This window comes from Flavobacteriales bacterium, from assembly GCA_020635855.1.
Taxonomy (GTDB): Bacteria; Bacteroidota; Bacteroidia; order JACJYZ01; family JACJYZ01; genus JACJYZ01.
The window spans coordinates 145,468-160,285 of sequence record JACJYZ010000004.1 but is presented as its reverse complement, the minus strand read 5'-3'; the positions used below and the strand labels follow the sequence as shown (position 1 = coordinate 160,285).

The 14,818-nt window shown below is 51.3% G+C and carries 18 protein-coding genes; 8 read left to right on the top strand and 10 right to left on the bottom strand.

Annotated elements, in window-relative coordinates:
* Window positions 1-215: 215 nt before the first annotated feature.
* Window positions 216-1,772, top strand: coding sequence for an Rne/Rng family ribonuclease (locus H6585_12710; GenBank protein ID MCB9449192.1), 1,557 nt, complete (start codon window positions 216-218; stop codon window positions 1,770-1,772).
* Window positions 1,769-2,212 (top strand): hypothetical protein, encoded by a 444-nt coding sequence (locus H6585_12705; protein MCB9449191.1) that lies wholly within the window; start codon window positions 1,769-1,771, stop codon window positions 2,210-2,212. The genes H6585_12710 and H6585_12705 overlap by 4 nt, the downstream gene beginning before the upstream one ends.
* A gap of 14 nt (window positions 2,213-2,226) precedes the next feature.
* Here the strand turns inward: H6585_12705 and H6585_12700 are convergent, their stop codons facing one another.
* Window positions 2,227-2,697 (bottom strand): hypothetical protein, encoded by a 471-nt coding sequence (locus tag H6585_12700; protein MCB9449190.1) that lies wholly within the window; start codon window positions 2,695-2,697, stop codon window positions 2,227-2,229.
* Between the two features lie 19 nt (window positions 2,698-2,716).
* Window positions 2,717-3,571 (bottom strand): hypothetical protein, encoded by an 855-nt coding sequence (locus H6585_12695; GenBank protein MCB9449189.1) that lies wholly within the window; start codon window positions 3,569-3,571, stop codon window positions 2,717-2,719.
* Window positions 3,572-3,742: 171 nt separating this feature from the next.
* On the opposite strand from H6585_12695, the gene gldN reads away from it, so the two are divergent.
* Window positions 3,743-4,609 carry a gliding motility protein GldN gene (gene gldN, locus H6585_12690; protein ID MCB9449188.1) on the top strand — a complete coding sequence of 289 codons (867 nt, stop codon included), beginning with the start codon at window positions 3,743-3,745 and terminating at the stop codon, window positions 4,607-4,609.
* Between the two features lie 30 nt (window positions 4,610-4,639).
* Here the strand turns inward: gldN and H6585_12685 are convergent, their stop codons facing one another.
* Together H6585_12685 and msrB are read right to left on the bottom strand one after the other, a co-directional pair.
* Window positions 4,640-5,167: a hypothetical protein gene (locus H6585_12685; protein ID MCB9449187.1), complete on the bottom strand. Its 528-nt coding sequence runs from the start codon at window positions 5,165-5,167 to the stop codon at window positions 4,640-4,642.
* Window positions 5,168-5,228: 61 nt separating this feature from the next.
* Window positions 5,229-5,624: a peptide-methionine (R)-S-oxide reductase MsrB gene (gene msrB / locus H6585_12680; GenBank protein MCB9449186.1), complete on the bottom strand. Its 396-nt coding sequence runs from the start codon at window positions 5,622-5,624 to the stop codon at window positions 5,229-5,231.
* 56 nt (window positions 5,625-5,680) lie between these two features.
* On the opposite strand from msrB, the gene H6585_12675 reads away from it, so the two are divergent.
* Both H6585_12675 and H6585_12670 read left to right on the top strand, forming a co-directional pair.
* On the top strand, window positions 5,681-6,622 hold the full coding sequence (locus H6585_12675; protein ID MCB9449185.1) for a HAMP domain-containing histidine kinase: 942 nt from the start codon (window positions 5,681-5,683) through the stop codon (window positions 6,620-6,622).
* 17 nt (window positions 6,623-6,639) lie between these two features.
* Entirely contained in the window at window positions 6,640-6,939 is a 300-nt protein-coding gene (locus H6585_12670) for a DUF4286 family protein (protein ID MCB9449184.1), read from the top strand.
* A 1-nt stretch (window position 6,940) separates the two neighbouring features.
* Here the strand turns inward: H6585_12670 and H6585_12665 are convergent, their stop codons facing one another.
* Window positions 6,941-7,540 (bottom strand): YdeI/OmpD-associated family protein, encoded by a 600-nt coding sequence (locus H6585_12665; GenBank protein ID MCB9449183.1) that lies wholly within the window; start codon window positions 7,538-7,540, stop codon window positions 6,941-6,943.
* A 24-nt stretch (window positions 7,541-7,564) separates the two neighbouring features.
* Window positions 7,565-8,446 (bottom strand): hypothetical protein, encoded by an 882-nt coding sequence (locus H6585_12660; GenBank protein ID MCB9449182.1) that lies wholly within the window; start codon window positions 8,444-8,446, stop codon window positions 7,565-7,567.
* A gap of 116 nt (window positions 8,447-8,562) precedes the next feature.
* On the opposite strand from H6585_12660, the gene rsmA reads away from it, so the two are divergent.
* The 3 genes from rsmA to H6585_12645 are packed head-to-tail and all read left to right on the top strand — an operon-like array spanning window position 8,563 to window position 11,656.
* On the top strand, window positions 8,563-9,330 hold the full coding sequence (gene rsmA / locus H6585_12655) for a ribosomal RNA small subunit methyltransferase A (protein MCB9449181.1): 768 nt from the start codon (window positions 8,563-8,565) through the stop codon (window positions 9,328-9,330).
* Window positions 9,331-9,350: 20 nt separating this feature from the next.
* Window positions 9,351-10,706 carry a magnesium transporter gene (mgtE, locus tag H6585_12650; GenBank protein ID MCB9449180.1) on the top strand — a complete coding sequence of 452 codons (1,356 nt, stop codon included), beginning with the start codon at window positions 9,351-9,353 and terminating at the stop codon, window positions 10,704-10,706.
* Between the two features lie 14 nt (window positions 10,707-10,720).
* On the top strand, window positions 10,721-11,656 hold the full coding sequence (locus tag H6585_12645) for a hydroxyacid dehydrogenase (protein ID MCB9449179.1): 936 nt from the start codon (window positions 10,721-10,723) through the stop codon (window positions 11,654-11,656).
* Between the two features lie 345 nt (window positions 11,657-12,001).
* On the opposite strand, the gene H6585_12640 is transcribed toward H6585_12645, so the two are convergent.
* The 4 genes from H6585_12640 to H6585_12625 all read right to left on the bottom strand — a co-directional run bounded on the left by H6585_12640 (window position 12,002) and on the right by H6585_12625 (window position 14,762).
* A complete protein-coding gene (locus H6585_12640) occupies window positions 12,002-12,301 on the bottom strand; it encodes a HigA family addiction module antidote protein (protein ID MCB9449178.1) in 300 nt (99 codons plus the stop codon).
* Between the two features lie 5 nt (window positions 12,302-12,306).
* A complete protein-coding gene (locus H6585_12635) occupies window positions 12,307-12,591 on the bottom strand; it encodes a type II toxin-antitoxin system RelE/ParE family toxin (GenBank protein ID MCB9449177.1) in 285 nt (94 codons plus the stop codon).
* Window positions 12,592-12,970: 379 nt separating this feature from the next.
* Window positions 12,971-14,251 (bottom strand): aspartate kinase, encoded by a 1,281-nt coding sequence (locus H6585_12630; GenBank protein MCB9449176.1) that lies wholly within the window; start codon window positions 14,249-14,251, stop codon window positions 12,971-12,973.
* Between the two features lie 25 nt (window positions 14,252-14,276).
* The gene (locus tag H6585_12625; protein MCB9449175.1) at window positions 14,277-14,762 is read right to left on the bottom strand and encodes a GNAT family N-acetyltransferase; all 486 of its coding nucleotides are present in this window, start codon (window positions 14,760-14,762) and stop codon (window positions 14,277-14,279) included.
* Window positions 14,763-14,818: the final 56 nt, after the last annotated feature.

Here is a 14,818-nt window from a genome sequence, read left to right as displayed (position 1 = left end):
GTTCCTTTGCCATATTCAACTGTTTCTACCGCTCCTCCTCAGCGCCGTACAGTTTCCTTGTACATTTACCGCTCCGCTGGATGAAACGGTGTCGTATGCCTGATGGAATTCTTTAGGTGGCGATACCTTTTGCATTTGCCAATCCGGTGATTTAAGTTGAATCGGCCAGCGCAAGCAGGTGTATTCCTGTATTCTGTATTACTAATGATCATTACGTGAGCAGTGAACTAATTATAAAGGCCACGGACTCGGAAGTTAAGATCGCTTTTCTCAAGGATAAACAGCTCATTGAGTTTCATGATGAAAAGCGAAACAAGAACTACGTGGCCGGTGACCTGTACCTGGGCAGGGTCACCAAGATCATGCCTGGTCTGAATGCGGCATTCGTAGACGTTGGATATGAGAAGGATGCTTTCCTCCATTACCATGACCTGGGTCCGCAATTCAAATCCCTTTCCAAATATTTGCTGTCCAACCTTAACAAAACCCGGAAAGACGGGGACTTGAAAGGGTTCAAGCTTGAAAAGGACATTGATAAGAACGGAAAGATCGGGGATGTACTGGCGGAAAAACACCGGGTACTGGTACAGATTACCAAGGAACCTATTTCAACCAAAGGCCCTCGTCTGAGCAGTGAGATATCCCTGGCCGGTCGCTACATGGTACTGGTGCCCTTCTACAACAAGGTGTCGGTATCGCAGAAGATCAACGACGAAAAAGAAAGGGAACGATTGCTCCGCCTGATCGAGAGCATCAAGCCCGAAAACTTCGGGGTGATCGTGCGAACCGCTGCCAGGAACCGCAAGGTAGTTGACCTTGACAACGACATCAAGGACCTGATGGCCAAGTGGGAGAACTGCAGAAAAGGTATATACGGTGCACAGGCGCCCAAGAAGGTGCTGGGTGAAATCGACCGGACTTCTGCTTTGCTCCGGGATGTGCTGAACCCCACGTTCAACAACATCTATACCGATAGCCCCGAGCTGTTCGAGGATATTAAAAAATACCTCCGTTCCATCGGTTCCGACAAGGAGTCGATCGTGAAGCTGTATCAGGGCAAGAAATCCCTCTTTGAGAATTTCGGCATTCACCGGCAGATCAAATCGCTGTTCGGTAAAACGGTTACCATGCCGAGCGGTGCTTACCTCATCATCGAGCACACCGAAGCATTGCACGTGGTGGATATCAACAGCGGTTCCCGTAACAAATCCGACAAAGATCAGGAAACGAATGCCCTGGAGGTGAACATGGAGGCGGCCCGCGAAGTGGCGAGACAACTCCGGTTGCGTGACATGGGTGGCATCATCGTGATCGACTTCATTGACATGTACAAAGCTGAAAACAAAAAGAAGCTGTACGATTTCATGAAGGATGAGATGAAGCTGGACCGCGCCAAGCACAAGATTCTTCCCCTCAGCCGCTTCGGGCTGATGCAGATCACGCGTCAGCGGGTAAGGCCAGAGATGAACATCGTCACCAACGAGAAATGCCCGTCATGCAACGGCACCGGTGAGATCCAGCCCAGCATCCTCGTGGCCGATGAAGTTGAGAGCAAATTGAGATATATCAGCACCGATCTGAAGATCAAGTCGGTTACTTTGTACACCCATCCATACCTGGAATCATTTATCAACCGTGGCCTCTTTTCATCTCTCCGGAAGAAGTGGGCTTCCAAGCTGGGTATCAAACTGAAGGTGCTGCCATCTTCATCTTACCAGATGCTGGAGTACCGGTTCTTTGATCCGCAGGGCGAAGAAATAGAAATGAAATGAGGCGCCTGTTGCTGATAGGATATCTTACAACCCTGTTGGCATCATGTTCAACCCCGAAACTGCAGTGGGTTGAGGCGCGAAAGAAAATCACCGTGCCGGGAATTCCCCAGGCCGGACCCATAGTTGAATTCAGGTTGTGCATGACATCCGACCGCGACATCGACCACCTGGCATTTGATTGCCTCTGCGTTCAGAACAAATGTTACCAGGTATCGGCTTTTTCCGATACGCTGCTGCCACGCACGGAAGTAACTTCGCTCAGGAAAGGGGACCAGGTCTTCGTGATAGCCAGGAATGCAGCGGAACTCGATAGCGCCTGTGTGCAGGAAACGGCTGCAACGCGATCAACCATGATCAGGCTGTATTACCGGATCAACGGAAAACAGTTGAGCATCAGCCAGGACCAGTTCAACAAGGTATTCAGGTTGCTGGCGCCCTGAACGGTACAATACCGTTATCCTTTATAACCCAATAGGAAAAGAATACAACCCTTTTTCTCCACGTCGCTGGTGGCGGGAATGTCGAAGTGAATAAAGATCTTTCCGGTGCTCTCCGGCTCCCAGATCAATTGCTTTTCATCAAATGAAGCATCATCCGAACTGTACAGAACTTTCCGGTTCGAAGATCCTTGCTTCTTGTCATATACCTTGATGCTGACATTCTGCGGGAGTCCTTCGCGGTTGAATACAAGACGGTATTTTTCGCCCATGTAAAGGGGGATCTCATATTCTTTCTGCTGGGACATTGAACGAAATGTGATCCGCACAATCTTACCGGCATCGTATTCAAAAGGCACCAGTGCTTCTTTGCATTTGGCTCTCGATTCTATGGGCGTGCAAGCGTCATCTGCAGATTGCTTGCCTTGTGCCAAGGCTGTTCCTGCCAGTCCTATGCACAACAGGAAAATATAAAAACAATGTTTCATGGTCCTGGTTTGAAATTGCTTAGTTCACCTTCACAATGCCATTCCTGATCAGGCTGATGCGGTCACTCAATTCTTTTTTCTTTTCTGCGGTTAGCGTAGGCGTTTGCTCTCCGGCTCTGGCATTCAGTTCTTCATAGAATTTGTGTACATCCTGAAGCTGGCCGATCAGGCTATTGATCTCGTCGTTCTTGTCAGGTTGCTGCTGCAGTCCGGTGATGAGGCTTTCCAGGATGTTCATCTGTTCCATCAGCTTGTTGTTGACTCCGTCCTGTGATCCCTGAACCGACACCTTGGAACCCATGTACATACCTTCCACCCAGGCGCCCGCAAAGATCACAGCATGCAGGTGTTCCTGTTCGTTGTCCTGCAGGATCATGTCAAGCTTTTCCTGGATCTCGGCCAACACACTGATCAGCGAATCGGGGTTGCCCATGTTCTTTTCAAATGTGTTCACTAGTTTTTCATCGTTGAAGATGGGCGACAATCCGATATTTCCTGCCATGTCCTTGAGCGATTTCAGGTATACCAGGGCTTCCTGGTTCTGGTTGTTCAGCACCAGATAGGCTAGGTCTGAACTATATACGCCGAAATTCAGTGTCTTCCCGGTTTGGGTAGCATACAGCCCGCTGTTCTCGATCTTGTTCACCAGATCCGCCTGGTAGGTGAGGCCTGCCTGCTGAAAGATGCGTGCGATCTGCAGGGGCGATGGCAACACCACATTGTATGCTTCCGATGCATCGGCCGCTTGTTCTACTATGGATGTATCCATGTTATCGTCCTGTTCTTCGGATGTATCGCCGCTGCCGCAGGCGGAAAACAGAAGGGTACCAAAGCCTGCACAAAGCAGTGCAAAAGAGAAAAGTTGTTTTTTCATGATCCGGTGATAATAAGATTACGGTCCTGATTCAGGTGCCGCAATTTGCGAAAATTGCCTGAATTGACAATCGTGCGTTTGTGACTTTCCTTTTGACCGGTCGTTATCACTGAACACTTTTACATAGTGGCTTCCGTTTTCGGGAAAGAGGGTCCTAAGAAAGGAGAACAGATGAAGATTGCAAAAAGGAACGCAAGGGCGCTGGTCATTGCGATGGGCATGCCCCTGATGCTTTGCGCCCAGGGTATATGGGATCCGAAGGAGGGAATGGCCGGAAAAAGGCCCTATGACACACGGGTGGTTCCCTACCCACATGTAAGTGAAGCCGATGTAATGTGGTCGAAACGTTTGTGGCGTTACATCGATCTCAAAGAAAAGATGAACCTGCCCCTGGCGTATCCAAAGAGCAGCCAGCCACTGGAAGAACGCCGCAACCTGTTCGATATCATTCACGATGCCGTGCTGGAAGGCACAGTAACCGCGTATGAGGCCTATGATGGATTGCAATCCACCGACGAATTCACACACCCCATCAGCCTCGACAGGGTGGATGAGCTGGGGATGGAAAAACCCGATACCGTTCTGATCATTGATCCGGTGACGGGCAAAGAATACGAACAGGTGATCCCGCATCCGTTTGATCGTGACCGGGTGGTTATGTTCAAATTAAAAGAAGATTGGTTCTTTGATAAGAAGCGGTCGGTGATGGAATGCCGCATCGTTGGCATCGCACCGGTGATCGAAGTGTACTCCGAGTCGGGAGAATTCATGGGACTGCGCGATTTTTACTGGGTCTATTTTCCGGAGATCAGACCCGTACTGGCCCAATACCCTGTGATGTTACGACAGACACACGTGTTCAACCTGAACTTTGATGACCTGTTTGCCAAAAGGATGTTCAGCAGTGTCGTGGTGAAGGAGTCGAACGTGTACGACAGGTACATCAAGGAATACAAAACCGGTATGGATGCACTGCTGGAGGCCCAGGACATCAAAAGTGATGTGATGAACTTCGAGCAAGATTTATGGGAATATTAAAACTGAATGGCAATGGAAAAGGCCGGGGGATCAGATCTTCCGGCCTTTTGCTATTTGTTGCTTCCGCCTGAACTGGTTCAACTTTTTGATCTTGAATACCAAATAGGTGCTGCCGCTGCCGGTGTTGGTCATGTACCATTGATCGTTGTAGTTTACCTTGGCACGGTTGTCAACCCATTCGGTGGCCTGCAGGGTATAACGGCCATCCTGTTTTTTGGTATCTCCGAACACCAGGAACTTGTGGTCGCCCGCCTCAAAACTGATGGCAAGGCGGTTGCCGTCGACCACTTTCTCCACCACGCCGGGTGTTCCCGCGCGAATCACCACCTCTTCCACAGACTGTCCGCTGCGGATCTTCAATGTTCCGTCTTCGGTTGCCTTTTCCTTTCCCTGGTTCTCCCAACGTTGCAGCACGATATCATGGGATGTGTAGAATTGCAACGATTTGAGCTCTTCCTCGGTGAGCTTGTATTCGTCTCTTGTTTGTTGTGTGAACGGTACCTTGGTTGCACACGATGCCAGCATCATGGCCCCCAGGCATATTGTTATCCATTTCATACGCTTCAGATAAGTTACCTCAGGACGTAACCAAAATCTGTTCCAAATTGTTGCGGCAGGGTTATTCTTCAGGTTTGGGATCGAAGTCAAGTGAAAGTGAATTCACACAATACCTGATACCGGTATCGGTGGGACCGTCGTCAAATACATGTCCCAAATGCCCGCCGCATTTGCTGCACGTAATTTCGGTGCGTATCATGCCATGACTGGTGTCACGCGTTTCCGTGATAACATCTTTTCTGATCTCGCTGTCGAAAGCAGGCCATCCGCAATGGCTGTCGAATTTGGAACCGGAGTCGAACAAGGCTTCACCGCATCCTTTACACACGTATGTGCCCTGCACGAAATGGTCGTTGAATTTTCCTGTGAAAGGCCGTTCGGTTCCTTTACCGCGAAGGATCGCAAATTCTTCGGGTGTCAGTTTTTTCTTCCAGTCTTCCTCTGTGAGTGGTTCCATGTTCAGGCAAATTAAGTTCTCCATAAAGATCAAAAAAACTATGGTATTTTTGGCATATGCGCAGTCCGTTCCGACACCGTACCCTCACCATCTTTTACATACTGGTATGCTATGTATTGCTGCAGTTCGGATGGTGGGCATGGTTGTTAACGGAAGGCTACATGTCGGAACATCAACCGGGAGCAATTGAATTTTCCAGCGAGCAGGTACATCGACGGTTCTGGATGATCATCGGCGAAGGAAGCGTGTTTCTGGCGTTGCTTCTGATGGGGGTATGGCGGGTCAGGAAATCATTCAGGGATGAGGTGGCGCTGAGCCGGAAGGAGAAGAACTTCATCCTTTCCATCAGCCATGAATTCAAATCCCCCCTGGCCAGTATCCGTTTGCAATTGGAAACGCTGCAATCGCGCAAACTGGATGAAGTCCGCATGCAGGAAATGACAGGCATGGCACTGGAAGATACCAACCGGCTTACGGAACTCGTGGAGAATACCCTTCAGGCTGCCAGGATCGAAGACAAGGATGCAACCCTGCGTATTGAAACCATTGATCTGTCGGACCTGCTCCGGCACACGCTCTCCGCATGGATCTCGAGGCATCCATCCGACCTTGAATGGGTAGAAGCCATTGAACCAGGTGTGCATGTATCGGGCGATGTGGGCGGACTTCATTCCGTGATCGAGAACCTGCTGAGCAATGCATGGAAATATTCACCACCGGGAGGGAAAGTGGAGGTACGCCTCAAACGCAAAGGAGATCGGGTGATGGTGGAATTCGCCGACAACGGAAAGGGAATTCCGGATGCGGAAAAGGAAAAAATATTCGAAAGGTTTTATCGGATGGGGCAGGAAGAGACCCGCACATCCAAAGGGACCGGACTCGGTTTGTACATCGCCCGGCACCTGGTGGAACATCATGGCGGATACCTGGTGGCTACCGATAACCCTGAAGGTGGTGCATGTTTCTGTGTGAACCTGCCCATCTCAATCCATGAATGAACAAAAGACCTGAACGTATGATCATTTACAATGTGACCGTGAACATCGACGACGAGGTACACGACGAATGGCTGGAATGGATGAAAAGCGAACACATCCCTGAGGTGATGGCCACCGGCGCTTTTATTGAAAGCCGCATGGCGCGTGTACTTTCAGATGACCCGGAAGGCAAGACATACGCCATCCAGTACACCTGCATGACCATGAATGACTATGAAAAGTACCGGGAAGAACATGCGCCGGCGCTGCAGGAAAAAGTGCTGATACGTTACAAAGACAGGTTTGTGGCCTTCCGCACCTTGCTGGAAGTGATCTGATTCACTTTTGGTATTTCCAGTTGAGGTGCTTCCCCTCCGAAATCCATTCGATGGCGCTCTTCACCCTTCGCTCACGGGTTTCTTCCCGCTTGGCTTCGGTGATCCATTGAATGTATTCCCGTTGGCATGCAGCCGACAGCGCTTCGAACTGAGCACCCGCTTTTTTGTTTTTGCCGAGCGCATCACGAAGTATATCTGGAACCGTTACCTTGTTTACCGGCTTCTTGGGCTTGGGTGGCAGCTTGATCCCCTCGTCATTCAACCGCATGGCGTCACGGATCAGTCCGAGAACAATTGCATCTTCAGGCAGGTCGTCAATTAAAGCGATGCGCCCGAACTGTCCCATCGCTTCCGATCGCTTTTTGTCCATCACCCGGTTCGGGTCTTCCAGCAGCGCACCTTTCCAGAAGGTGAATGCGCAATGCTGCTTGAAAGCCGCCATGCTGCACATCATGCCCTTGTAATCGAAATGGGGAAAACTCCATTTCATTTTTTCTTCCACTTCCGGACAGGCCTGGTGAATCAGCTTGCGGATGTGTTGCAGAACAAGCTGTGCAAACGGGGCAGATCTGGCGATGTAATGATCTACGTCGGGGTTCATGATAACTTACGAAAGGGTTTCTTCCTATAGTTGGCGGAACCACTGGATCATGGGAATCGCTATAGCCTGAGGCTCTCCTTCCACGACCAGGCCCGCGAACCCGAGCTGAAATGCCGAACCTTTGCTGGTAGCCCATCTTACGCCGGGGATGAACAGGGCGCCGTTGCCGAACAATTCACTCTGACCGATCAGGATGAACGAGTCCAGCACCAGGCTTACCTTGGGGCTAACCTTGGCCATGCCGGCCACGGAAACAAGGGCCCTTCCGTCGCTTTCCTTTTCATAAGTGTAAAAAGCATAGCCGGTAGAAAAGGAGATGTTGGATCTGCGGTTGCCCAGGGTAATAGTTCCGAACGGCAATCCGGCCAGGAAGTCGGGCTTGATCCATGATCCGGTGCCAAGCAGTGTTCCAACTCCCAGGTGTACATTGGGAGATACAGTGGTGGCATATTTAAAAGTTCCGATGATGGGGATACCTACCCAACTGCTCATCATGCCTGCCGTGAAATGATTGCCGAGACTGAACTGGAAGTCGGGCCCGTAAAGGTTCCAGATGATGTAGCTGTCGTCCTTGTTAAGTGGCAGGCCGTTGGTGGTGATGAAGTATCGTGTGGCGAATATTTCTTCGGGAATGTACGCCCCGCTGGAGGTGAGGTTGCCCTGTTGTACCTTCTTAATGTCTTTGATTTCATGCTTCGGAATGACGACCTCCCCGGTTTTCTCCGTGCGGATGAGTACTTCCCGGGCGTCCTGTTTCAGGATCACACCCACAAACTCGGTTCCGTCATTCTTGATGACCACGGATAGTTCTTTGGGAACGGTGTCGGACGGGGCATAATCCTGTGCGTATGCCGGCACCAACAAAGCCGGGAACAGCAACATCGCAAGAAACATCAGTGTACGCATGGTGAATTTGTTTTTGGTTGACACAAATATTAGAAGCACAACGGGATCTGTCATGACACAAATCATGCCATGAGCCGATTGGTTTCCGCGAGCGAATTTCTTGTTACTTTTCGCCCATGAGAGCCAAGAAGAAATTCGGTCAACATTTTCTTAAAGATACCTCCATGGCCATGCGCATTGTGGATGCCCTGGAAGGGGAGACGTTTGACCGTGTGCTGGAAATCGGTCCGGGTAAGGGTGTGCTTACAGACATTCTGCTGCCCCGCTACGGTTCGCGTTTCTGGGCGGTGGAGATCGATCGCGAAGCAGTGGAATACCTGCATGACCGCTTCCGGGAGCCATCCCTGCAGCTGGTGTCGGAAGATTTTCTGCGGTGGGATCTGTCGGAACTCGGAACAGGAAGTTTCGCCGTGATCGGGAACTTCCCTTACAACATATCATCCCAGATCCTTTTTCGCGTGGTGGAAAACCGCGACAGAATTCCTGTGACGGTGGGAATGTTTCAGAAGGAAGTGGCTGATCGCGTACGTGCCGAACCGGGCAGCAAGGTATATGGCATCCTGAGTGTATGGATCCAGGCCTTTTATGAAGTGGATGAAATCATGACCGTATTGCCGGATGCTTTTCATCCGCCCCCGAAAGTGAAGTCGGCTGTCATCCGGTTGAGAAGACTTGAAACACCACGCATCCAAAGCGATCCCGACTGGTTTCTGAAAGTGGTGAAAACCGCATTTAACCAGCGCCGAAAGACTTTGAGGAATGCCTTAAAAACCGTTATTTTGCACCCGTCCGGCGAAATCCCTTTTCTGGACCAGCGAGCCGAAACCTTATCGGTGGAGGCATTTGATGAACTTGCCGGGGTGCTTCGGAATCAGCATCCTTAATAATTCAGGAGGACGGCAACATGGCATTTGAACTGACCAAAGAATTTCTTGCTGCGATCGAGGACGCAATAGGTCAGGCCGACAAAAGCCGCATCCGCGAGCTGACTGAATCCCTTCACCCTGCAGATATCGCCGAGATTGTCGAAGAACTCGACGTGCAGGAAGCCAAATTCCTTTACCAGTCGCTGGAGAAAGAACTTGCCGCAGAGGTCATCATTGAGATGGATGAAGCGGAGAAGGAAGATTTCCTCGACCAGTTCACATCCCGGGAGATCGCGGAGGATGTGATCGACAACCTCGAGTCGGATGATGCGGCTGACCTCATGGCCCTGCTGCCGGAAGAGAAGAAGCAGGAAGTACTCACCCACATGGAGGATGTGGAGCAGGCCAGCGACATCGTTCACCTCATGGGTTACGATGAGGATACCGCGGGTGGTCTGATGGCGAAGGAACTGGTGATGGCCCGTGAAAGCTGGGACATCGAAACCTGCGTGGCCGAAATGCGCCGCCAGGCAAAAGAAGTGGATGACGTATACGCCGTGTATGTGGTCGACGACCAGGACCGGCTCCTCGGATTGTTGTCGCTCCGCGACATGATCATCCGGCCCTCCATCACCAAAGTGGCCGACGCTTGCAACAGGGAGATCATTTCCGTGTCGGCAGAGACCAAGGCGGAGGAAGTGGCCAACATCATGAAGAAATATGACCTCGTGGTACTGCCCGTGGTCAATGACCAGCAACAGCTCATCGGCCGCATCACCATCGATGACGTGGTGGATGTGATGCAGGAAGAAGCTGAGAAAGATTACCAGCTGGCATCCGGTATCTCCGGTAACGTAGACCAGAGGGACAAGGCCTGGATGCTCTGGCAGGCACGTTTGCCATGGTTGCTCATCGGGCTCGTGGGAGAACTCGTGAGCGCCAAGGTGATCGGCGCCCACGAAAGCCAGCTCCAGATCAATCCGCAACTGGCTTTCTTTATTCCGCTGATCGCAGCGATGGGAGGGAACGCCGGCGTGCAGTCGTCTGCCATCATCGTGCAGGGCCTTGCCAACAAATCGCTGCAATTCATCAGCCTGTTCGGGAAATTATCCAAAGAACTCATCGTGGCCCTTGTGAACGGATTTTTCTGTTCGGCCATCCTTCTTATATACAATTACCTCTTCACAGAAGATCTCACCCTCAGCCTCACCGTGGGCATCGCACTCATCGCGGTGATCATCATGGCATCGATCATGGGTACACTGGTGCCGCTGATCCTGCATAAGTACAAGGTAGATCCTGCGCTCGCCACCGGGCCGTTTATCACCACCACCAACGATGTGATGGGCATGCTCGTGTATTTTTCCATCGGGCACCTGATGTATAGTTTGTAATGTAACCGTCTCCCATGAAGTTTCTCTTTGCAGACAGCGTTCATCCCGCCATGGAAAAAGGGCTCACCGCTCTGGGCATCCAATGTGACCTGAGGTATGATATCAGTCCGGAGGAAGCGCATGCCGTGATCGGTGCATACGACGGACTGGTGATCCGCAGCAAGTTCCGGATCGATGCGAAGTTTCTAGATCAAGCGGTTCGCCTGAAATGCATTGCGCGCTACGGTTCTGGCATGGAGAACATTGATGTGCCCTATGCGGAAAGCAAAGGCATCCGCTGCCTGTCGGCGCCGGAAGGCAACCGGGATGCCGTGGCCAACCATGCGTTGGGCATGCTGTTGTCGCTGATGAAGAACATCAGTCGATCGCACAACGAGGTGCGCAACGGCACCTGGGAACGGGAAGGCAACCGCGGGTACGAACTCGATGGAAAGACGGTGGCCATCATCGGTTATGGCAACACCGGGTCGGCATTTGCGAAGCGACTGGCAGGGTTTGACGTGAAGGTGTTGGTGTACGATCCGTATGTGCAGGGCATTGAAAAAGGCCATGTGCATCCCGCCACCATGGAGCGCATTTTCAAAGACGCCGATGTGCTGAGCCTGCATGTGCCGCTGACCGATGAAACCAGGAACCTGGTGAACGCCGCTTACCTGGCCCGTTTTGAAAAGAACATCTTCCTGATCAACACGTCGCGTGGACAGGTGCTGAACACGGCCGACCTGGTGGCAGCCATGGAATCGGGGAAGGTGAGGGCGGCCGGACTGGACGTACTGGAATACGAGAAATCATCCTTTGAATCGCTGGCTCCCGAAGACATGCCGGCGCCGCTGAAATACCTGCTGGAAAGTCCGGACAGCATTGTTACCCCGCACATTGCCGGGTGGTCGTTCGAATCGTATGAAAAGCTGGCGATGGTGTTGGTGGAGAAGGTGGGGAAGATGGTTTGATGCTGAGGGCGCCTGCATAACGAAAGGTCCTCTTGATGCATACATAAATTGTCCCTTATGCAGATAAATGTAGCGCAATTGTGTGGATAGCTTCTTATTGTAGAAATGCTAATTCTATTACACGGTGTGCGGTTGGGGACGATATGGTGGGCTGCATGGAGCGATGGGGCTGTGCCGGATGGGCTTGGGCAGGGTAGATTTGCGCGTCAACATCCGGCGCAGGGCATATATCGTCCATGATTTTTTGTTTCTTTTTCATCACAGGAAAAAGAAAAACTCCAATTTGCAGGAATGTATGAGAGGCGGGGAACTATGCTTGTGAGGGAAGGTTACTTGATGTCTCCGTCAGGCAGCATTTTCCTTGTAGCTTTTGATCCGGTCCAGTTCCCGCTCCTTTAAGATGCGCTCCTCTTCCAGGTCAAAGTCATCCTGCAAACCGAGCCAGAACTTTGCGGTGGTTCCGAAATAGCGGCTCAACCTAAGGGCCGTATCCGCTGTGATGCGCCTGCGGCCTTTCAGGATCTCCGATGTTCTTGTTTGTGGTATGCCGATGTCTTTTGACAGCTTATATGCGCTGATGCCCAATGGTTCAAGAAATTCCTGGAGCAGGATTTCGCCGGGATGTATGTTGGGTAATTGGGTCATGGTGTTTATGAATGATAATCGATAATTTCCACCTCACTTGCCTGGGCTTTGTTCCAACGAAATATGATTCGCCATTGATCATTCACCCGGATGCTATAAAAATCATTCAGATTTCCTTTGAGCTTTTCAAGGCGATTGGAAGGAGGGATTTTTAAGTCCTGCATGCTTTGTGTATTGTTCAGCATCCTGAGTTTTCTTCTTCCGGTTTTCTGGATTTCCAAGGGTATGTTCTTGACAGGTTGTCCCCTCCATATGCTTTCAGTTTCCTTAGAACCAAATGATATAATCATACTATCGCGTTGCGTTAGTAACGTTAAAAGTAAGTAAAGTGTTTCGAAAAATCAAACACCTAAGTTTGAATGTTGCAATATCATCCACAAACCGGAATGGTTGCGGACAAACCCTGGTATCAACTTACATGGGTAAGGAAAGACGTCGATTACGTCTTTGGGAAACGAAAGCGCTCTTGGCTTCCGCATTCCTTTTTGTTTTCAAACGACGCATAGTGGGAATGCCGACCCAGGAGCTTTTTTTTGACCGCGGCAAAATACATGCTACACGCCGCTGTATACTCTTGCTGTATGCTCTTGCTGTATGCAGTTGCTCTTACCAATCCCGCCATTTTCAAATCAGCACATCAACACATCAGCACATTAGCACATTAGCACATTAGCCAATGTCCCTCACCACCAGCTGCACCGTAGTTGCACTCTTCTGTTCAAGCAGCACTTCCTTCTTCACGCACACCCGGTCGATGGTTTTCTGGTCGTAATAGCGGATGGTGATCAACTCCAGTTTGCCGGTCACTGCATCCACATTGAAATGTTTGCTTAAGTCCTTCACCAGGGCCTTCACTTTGGCATCGTCGTGGTCAACACTTACCAGGAAGGAGATGGCGCTGTTCTGCATCACGTTGATCTTGATCCGGTGCCTGGAGAACAGGCCGAAGATCAGGCTCAGGTTCTCTTCTGCGATGAAGGAGAAGTCCTTCGGCTGGATCGACAGCAGGGCCTGGTTGATGCGGAAGATAAATGACGGGATCAGTTTCTTATAGCCGGCATGCCCGATCACCGTGCCTTTTTCCCTGGGGTGCACAAAAGATTTCACCTTGAGCGGAATCTTTTTGTTCTCCAGCGGCTTGATGGTCTTGGGGTGGATGACGGTGGCGCCGTAGTACGACAGCTCGATGGCGTCGCGGTAGGAAAGTTGCGGCAGCAATACGGTGTCGTCAAACCATTTCGGGTCGGCATTGAGTACGCCCGGAACGTCTTTCCAGATGGCCACTTCCTCGGCATCCAGGATATGGGCGAAGATAGCCGCTGTATAATCCGATCCTTCCCTGCCCAGGGTGGTGGTTTGCTTCCGCGGGGTGCTTCCGATGAAGCCCTGGGTGAGCACGATCCTGCCGCCCTTTTTCTTGTCCATCACCGCATGTATGGCTTTCTTTACCTGTGCCGAGGATGTTTTCCAATCCACTTTTCCTTCCCTGAACGTGCCGTCGGTGCGGATCACTTCACGGGCATCCAGCCAGGTGCAGTTGAAGCCGATGCTGTTGAGGTAGGCCGCGATGATGCGGGTGGAGATCACTTCTCCCATGGACACAAGCTGGTCGTATACAAAGTCATACTGACCGGAACGGTTGCCTTTCATGAAGCGCTCCATGTTTCCGAGCTGCGTTTCCAGGTCGGTCAATGCATCCTGCGGCTTGTCGAACAAACCGTTGATGATGGTGGCATGGTACGTTTTCAGCTCCTGCATGCATTGGGTGATCTTTCGCGGTTTGCCCTCCATGCACGCTTTCACCAGCACCTCCAGGGCATTGGTGGTTTTGCCCATGGCGGATACCACCACCACCAGCTGATCTTTGGGAAACAACCGCAGCACGCTGGCTACGTTTTTTACCGATGCGGCATCTTTCACGGATGCACCACCGAACTTGAATACTTTCATGTGTGTAGGAATAAAACGCGCAACATCAATCCATGGCCGGGATCCGGAACGAAGCCAGTTTTTCGGCGGTCATGCGGCAATTGATCCAGGTGTTGTCCAGCTCGGCGCCCAGGCTTTTGTAAAAGGCGATGGAGGGTTCGTTCCAGTCGAGTACCTGCCATTCCAACCGGCGTGCCCCTGCCTGCTTGGCAATGCCGATGACCTCTGTCAGCAGTGCTTTTCCGATCCCGCGTCCGCGGGCCGGCTCGGTGACGATCAGGTCTTCCAGGTACATGCACCTGCCTTTCCAGGTGGAGTACCGGTTGAAATACAGTGCCAGGCCGATGATGCCGCTGCTGTCTTCCGCAACAATGGCCTCAAATCTCGGGTCTGCCCCGAAGCCATCTTCGGTGAATTCTTCCAGGGTAACGGTTACCTCTTCCGGTGCACGCTCATATAGCGCCAGTTCGTTTACCAGCCGGTACATTTCCCGGCAATCCGTGCGGTTTGCTTTGCGTAGGGTGAAACTCATATTGCACACTTTTCAGGGCATTTACAGCCCCTTACAACTTCAGAAATTGCCTATAA